Here is a 6199-nt window from a genome sequence, read left to right on the forward strand (position 1 = left end):
GGAGTCAGGGTGACGACGGCGTTGCGCGCGCCTCGAGCCGGGCTCAACCGCCGCGCGCCTTTTCGATGGTTTCGCGTGCCGCTTCCAGCATGGCCACCGGTTCGGCTGCGCCCGATTCCAGGTAATGGTTTTCGAGCGTTACCGAGAGATTGCTCATCTTCTCGGACAGGTCGGCCAGCGCCACGCTCAGTTCGCACATGAGTGCAGAGATGTTTTTTGGAGGTTGCGTCATGTCTGCTTCCTTTCGAGAATTCATGCTCGTCGAGCACGCGATCATCTGCGCCATGCGGCAGGTCAAGCCAGTACGCCTCACATCTTTCGGACCAGATCACTAAAAAGTTAAGTATCCGAGAATACTATGACGAATTGCGTTTCGACGTTCGACGACGTTAAAAGTGCAATAAAAAACCGTCGCCTGACGATTGATGTCGGTTTGATAATATTGCTGGCTGCCGTGGTCACGGCCGATGCGCCCCGGCCGCGATAGGGCTGCCAGCGGCAATGCCCGCGTGTCTTTGCCGTTGCATCAGAGGTATTTCAATTCGATCGTGGCCGAACCGTCCAGCTGCAACTCTTCGCCCTTGGGCAGGTTCTGTCCGCTGTTGATCACCGCCTGCACCCGCAACGGCGCACTCAGCAATCTTTGGGTGGACATCGTGGCGCCGTCAAGGCTGAAGCTGAAATACTGGCCGGTGTGCCGGATGTAGCCGATGTCCTCGTTCCAGCTTGCTCCCTTGTCGGACGACACGATGCCGCGCACCCGCCGCCCATCGGCGGTAGCGCCGGCGCTGAAGGAAATCCGATAGCCCCCCAGCTTGTAGCCGGCCGCCATGCCCAGTCCGAAAGTGGAGTCGATGCTGCCGGGCGTGTCGTCGAACAATCCCGGTACCCTGGACATCGCACGGTTGTCGACCACCGTCAGCGCGATGCTGGCGGGCTCCTGGCAATCGACGGTAAACGACATGTCGTGCATCGATAGCGCGGTGGGATACCACGGGTTCAGGCTGGCGATGGGGATGACGCCATAGTCGACCACGCCGTCGGTGCTGAGCGTAGGGGTGCAGGCAGATGGCCGCAGCGTGCCTTTCACCTTCAGTTCGACCGATGGCAGCGCGCCTGCCGTGCCGCCAAGGCTGCCCAGGATGACAGGCAGCAACAGTCGGAGCAGGCGTGGGAGCAGGGAAGGGAGTTTCATCGGGAGCTATGCCTTGAGTTGTCGCAATGTTGTGTAATGACGGCATTGTCCCGATTCGTCCCCCGGCCTTGTATTGCAGGATTCTTATAATTTGCGATTTATCACCGTGAAAATATCGAAGCCCGCATCAGCGGGCTTCGGTGTCTGCAACCTGGATAGGGCGTTCAGAAGGTTTCCCAGTCGCCGTCATCGGCCGCGGGCAGTCGCGACGGCGACTTCGAGGCGGGACGCGCCGGCGCCGGTGCGGCGGCCGGGACGGCCACCTTGGCCGCCGTCGGCACAGCAGCGCTCACTTGCGTGGGCTGCGTGCCAGGGCGGGGCGGCGTCGCCCGCTTTGGCAGCGGCTTGGGCGCCGGCTTGACGGCCTGGCCGGCGGAGGTGCCGGCCGCCACCGGCGCGGCTGCCGCGAGGGGGCGCCGCTGCTGGCCATTGTCGAGCTGGAAGCGCGACACCATGCCGGCCAGCGCGGCGGCCTGCTCCTGCAGCGATCCGGCCGCCGCTGCCGCCTGTTCCACCAGGGCCGCGTTCTGCTGGGTGGTCTCGTCCATCTGCGTGATGGCGCGGTTGACTTCCTCGATGCCGGTACTCTGTTCGCTACTGGCGGCGCTGATCTCGCCCACGATATCGGTCACCCGGCGCACGCTGGCCACCACCTCGGTCATGGTCGCACCGGCCTGCTCGACCAGCTTGCTGCCGGCGTCGACCTTGGACACCGAGTCGTCGATGAGCGCCTTGATTTCCTTGGCGGCACCGGCCGAGCGTTGCGCCAGCGAACGTACCTCGGAGGCCACCACCGCAAAGCCGCGGCCCTGTTCGCCCGCGCGCGCGGCTTCCACGGCGGCATTCAATGCCAGGATGTTGGTCTGGAAAGCGATGCTGTCGATGACGCTGATGATGTCGACGATCTTCCTCGACGATTCGTTGATCGATCCCATGGTCTGCACCACCTCGCCCACCACGCTGCCGCCCTGGACCGCTACCTCAGAGGCCGACTCTGCCATCTGGTTGGCCTGGCGCGCGTTATCGGCATTCTGCTTGACGGTCGAGGTCAGCTGCTCCATGGCCGAGGCGGTTTCCTCCAGCGACCCGGCCTGCTGTTCGGTGCGCGACGACAAGTCCAGGTTGCCGCTGGCGATCTCGCCCGACGCCGTCGAGATGGTATCGGCCGCACTGCGAATGGCGGCAATCGTGGTGAGCAGCGAATCGCGCATGCTTCGCACCGCAAACAGCAGGCTGGTGCTGTCGCCGGCACGGGTGTCGATGCTCGGGGTGAGGTCGCCCTGGGCGATGCGGTTGGCGACCGCGGCGGCATGCTGCGGGTCGCCGCCGATGGTGCGCATGATGCCGCGGTTGATGACCACCACCAGCGCCGACAGCGCCAGCGCCACGCCGGCAAACAACGCCCCCAGGCGCCACAGGGTCGACATGAAGCTGGCGTTGATGTCATCCATGTAGGCGCCGGTGGTCAACATCCAGTCCCAGGGCTTGTAGCCGATCACGAAGGAGGTCTTGGGCACCGGCTCGGCCGCGCCCACCTTGGGCCACAGGTAATTGACGAAGCTGCCTGCCGGCTGCGCGCCGGCGCGCGAGATCTCGACGAACAGCAGGGTGCCGGCCGGGTCCTTGAAATTGGACAGGTCCTTGCCGTCCAGTTCGGGCTTGATCGGATGCATCACGATCACCTGGCCCGAGGTGGAGACCGAGAAATACCCATCGGTGCCATAGCGGATGCTCTTCACGGCGGCGATGGCGCGCTTTTGCGCTTCCTCGCGCGACAAGGTGCCGCTGTCTGCCAGGGCCCCGTAGCCCTTGACGACCGACAACGCCGTCTGGCCGATATTGGTCAGGTCGGCGCGGCGCTCCTCGATCCGGATGTCGCGCGCCATGAACGCGGCAAAGAGCGAAACCGCCAGCAAGGCGATCAGGCTCAGCACGAGCGGCAACCAGAGTTTTTTATTGAAGGACAGCTGGCCCATGATGGAGTCTCCCTTGAAATCGAATGATGCTGTCTGGCGTCTGCGCGCCTGGAAATTCCGGAGTTGGGTATTCCGCTTTACTTGATCGACCAGCGTGGCTGCGGACTATCCGCACACCGGGTTGACCCGGTGCAATGGCAACTCTAGCCTGCATGACGTTAAGTCAAGCATGCGAATAGAAGCATCTTCACCACCGATTTCATGCAATGCCCGCTGCGCTTCAGTGCCGCACCAGATACCACAGGCGCCCGATCCACTCGCGCATTGCGTAGGTAGACAGCATCAATGCCGAAGGGCTCGGCAAAAAATCGCTAAAGCGAGTCGGTCCGCGACTGGTAAACAGCGTCGGTGCGGCGGTGGCCTGCATGCCGGCGCTGGCGAAGGCGCCCATCGAACGCGGCATGTGGATGGCGTCGGTCACCAGCAGGATGTGCCCGATGCGATCGGCGCGCAACATCGCCGCCGACAGCGTGGCGTTGTCGTTGGTGGTGTTGGCACGTGGCTCCTGCCAGCGCGCCTCGATGCCGAAGTCGCGCTTGAGTGCACGCGCCATCAGCGCCGCTTCGCTTTCGGCCGATCCGTCCGGGCTGCCGCCCGTGATCAGCACCGGCAGGCCGGTCTGGCGGTGCAGGTAGGCACCGTATTCGAGTCGCTTCAGGCCGATCAGGCTGGGCTGGTCGGTATCGGCGTATTCGGCGGCCGCGGCCAGGCGCCCGGCGCCCAGGATCACGATGGCGCGCGCCTGGCCGACGGCGGCCAGCGGTGGATAGGTGTTTTCCAGTGGCCGCACCAGCAGCAGGGCGCCGGCGCGGGTACTGAGCACCACCAGCATGGCCACGCCCAGTACGGTGAGCCATTTGCCGAGCCGCGGATGGCGCCGGCGCAGCAGGTACCCCAGCAGGCACAACAGCAGGGAATTGATCGGTGGCAACAGGATGACGCTGGCGATGAGGGAAACGAGAACGGTAGCAGGCATGGGGGAAGGCAGGAGTGGCAAGCAAAAGGCCAGAAGACCGGAAGGCTGCATTGTCATGCAATGCAGCATTTTGTTCCACTGCCGCGATGGCGAGTTGCCACCCGTTACGGAAAGCCGCAAAATCGGGTGGTTGCCAAGGGAGAGCCCGAAGCTCGGGGAAAAAATGATACGTTTAGTCTTGTTGTTGCTGGGCGCGGATTTCATCCGTCGCAACTGGCATGTGCTGGCCACGGCTGGCCTGGTGTGGGGCGCCATCGGCGTGTCGCTGATGATCGACGCGCTCGACGGCGTGCTTAATTTTCCGTTACGCCTGTTCGGCTACCTGCTGCTCATCGAAAGCCTGGTGACGCTGGTGGTGGCCAATAGCGGCATCGGCGCCCAGAAGACGCTGCGCTACGTCAAGGGTGGTCTGTTCCTGCTGATCTCGATACTGATCATTTCGCCGCACCACGCCAGTGGCATGGTGCTGGCCATGCTGTTCGGGGCGGCATTCGCCATCGGCGGCGGCTTGCAGATCACATCGGCGGCGCTGGTGCGTTTTCCGCGCTGGCGCATGGCCATTGCCGGCGGCGCGGTGCAGATCGTGCTGGCGATCCTGTTTTTCCAGCCTTATCCGACGCACTACAAGGGGACGGTGCCGTTCTGCCTGGCCTTGGGCCTGATGTTCGGCGGCTGGAACATGATCTGGCTGGCCTTGCGTTCGCGCATGCTGCCCCAGCGGGTCTCGGTCGACATGCTGGAAGACCACAATGAAGGCGACGACCGCCCCTTCGATGCCGGCCTGTATCGCGGCGACGAACCCAAGCCCGCATTGCGCCTGGGCGGCAAGGGCCAGGGCAAGGGGACGCCGGCGGACCCTGCCGGCCCGGCCAGCGTCGCGCCAGCCCAGCCTGCGCAGGCCGACGAGCAGGTGCTCGAAGGTGGCCTGGCGCCATTGACCGTGCATGTCTGGACGCCGACCGGCAGTGCCAAGGGGCCGGCCCGGCGCCAGCCGGTGGTCGACCGTTACATCGCCGCGGTCGACACCAATGGCGTCATCTCGACCGGCCATGCCTCGCTCGAAATCCAGCCCGACCTGTACATCAGCCTGTATCCGGCGCAGGAGATCGACCGCTCGCCCGACCAGTTTGCTCGCCTGTTGCGTGCCACCGCCGAGAACGATGTGGGCGGTCGCTACCTGAGCGACTATCGCAGCGAAGCCGCAGCCTGGTGCGAGTCGACCGAGAAGATCGTGTTCCGTGACTATCATCGCGCCCACCTGGAGCGCTTCTGGGCCGGCTACCGCAAGCGCGAGGTCTACAACCTGACCTATCGCAATTGCTCCAGTACCGTGGCGCGTGCACTGGAGGCAGCGCTGGAAGGCGTCATCGGTCGCCGCGACCGGCATTGGTTCAACGCGGTGCGCATGATGCTCACGCCCGAGATCTGGGTCGCCAGCCAGATTCGCAAGCGCGCCCTGACCATGGCGTGGACGCCCGGACTGGTGCTCGACTATGCCCGTGCGTTGCGGGCGGTGGTGCATCCGCGGCCATTGTCCTGGAGTGCATCGCTGCAATTGGCGATTCGCCAGAGCCGCCGGCTGCGCGAGGTGTGGCGGGCGCGTCGGCGCTACGCCGAAGGCGGCGCCTCGCAGGAACCCTGATCAACCGGCGCCCAGCGCGTCATCCCGGCCGAGGCAGCGATGCAACAACAAGCCCAGAGCGCGCAGGAAAGCTGGTTCGACGCCGCCGACGGCACCCGCCTGTTTTGTCGCGATTGGTCGGTAGCGGGCGCTGTCGGCGCAGTACAGATGGTGCATGGACTGGGCGAGCACGGCGGGCGTTACGCGGCGCTGGCGGCGTTGTTCAACCAGGCCGGGTGGTCGGTGCGTATCTGCGACCACCGCGGGCACGGCCACTCGGGCGGACGCCGCGGGAGCCTGATCGCGCCGGACGATCTGCTGCAGGACCTCAAGCTGGTGTTCGACGATTTCGCCCGCCGCCAGCGCTGTACGCCGATGCTGTTCGGTCACAGCATGGGAGGGCTGGTGGCGGCCCGCCTGGCCACTGGCGG

At 64.9% G+C, this 6199-nt stretch carries 6 protein-coding genes; 2 read left to right on the top strand and 4 right to left on the bottom strand.

Annotated elements, in window-relative coordinates; translation table 11 throughout:
* Positions 1-43 precede the first annotated feature (43 nt).
* From PMI40_RS05555 to PMI40_RS05570, 4 genes are all read right to left on the bottom strand, one after another.
* The gene (locus PMI40_RS05555; protein WP_008113017.1) at positions 44-232 is read right to left on the bottom strand and encodes a hypothetical protein; all 189 of its coding nucleotides are present in this window, start codon (positions 230-232) and stop codon (positions 44-46) included.
* Positions 233-526: 294 nt separating this feature from the next.
* A complete protein-coding gene (locus PMI40_RS22870) occupies positions 527-1195 on the bottom strand; it encodes a DUF1120 domain-containing protein (RefSeq protein ID WP_008113019.1) in 669 nt (222 codons plus the stop codon).
* A 164-nt stretch (positions 1196-1359) separates the two neighbouring features.
* Complete coding sequence (locus PMI40_RS05565; RefSeq protein WP_008113021.1) at positions 1360-3171, bottom strand: methyl-accepting chemotaxis protein; 1812 nt, start codon at positions 3169-3171, stop codon at positions 1360-1362.
* 220 nt (positions 3172-3391) lie between these two features.
* A complete protein-coding gene (locus PMI40_RS05570; RefSeq protein WP_008113023.1) occupies positions 3392-4147 on the bottom strand; it encodes a YdcF family protein in 756 nt (251 codons plus the stop codon).
* A gap of 163 nt (positions 4148-4310) precedes the next feature.
* Between PMI40_RS05570 and PMI40_RS05575 the strand changes: the two genes are divergently transcribed.
* Complete coding sequence (locus tag PMI40_RS05575; protein WP_040501711.1) at positions 4311-5789, top strand: HdeD family acid-resistance protein; 1479 nt, start codon at positions 4311-4313, stop codon at positions 5787-5789.
* A 39-nt stretch (positions 5790-5828) separates the two neighbouring features.
* A partial coding sequence (locus PMI40_RS05580; protein WP_008113027.1) for an alpha/beta hydrolase occupies positions 5829-6199 on the top strand: 371 nt, incomplete at its 3' end.

Origin of the sequence: Herbaspirillum sp. YR522, assembly GCF_000282575.1 — a bacterium.
GTDB lineage: Bacteria > Pseudomonadota > Gammaproteobacteria > Burkholderiales > Burkholderiaceae_D > Herbaspirillum.

Bases quoted from the DNA above. Each gene is read 5' to 3' on its own strand.
- PMI40_RS05555 (WP_008113017.1), bottom strand. From the start codon at position 232: ATGACGCAACCTCCAAAAAACATCTCTGCACTCATGTGCGAACTGAGC.
- PMI40_RS22870 (WP_008113019.1), bottom strand. From the start codon at position 1,195: ATGAAACTCCCTTCCCTGCTCCCACGCCTGCTCCGACTGTTGCTGCCT.
- PMI40_RS05565 (WP_008113021.1), bottom strand. From the start codon at position 3,171: ATGGGCCAGCTGTCCTTCAATAAAAAACTCTGGTTGCCGCTCGTGCTG.
- PMI40_RS05570 (WP_008113023.1), bottom strand. From the start codon at position 4,147: ATGCCTGCTACCGTTCTCGTTTCCCTCATCGCCAGCGTCATCCTGTTG.
- PMI40_RS05575 (WP_040501711.1), top strand. From the start codon at position 4,311: ATGATACGTTTAGTCTTGTTGTTGCTGGGCGCGGATTTCATCCGTCGC.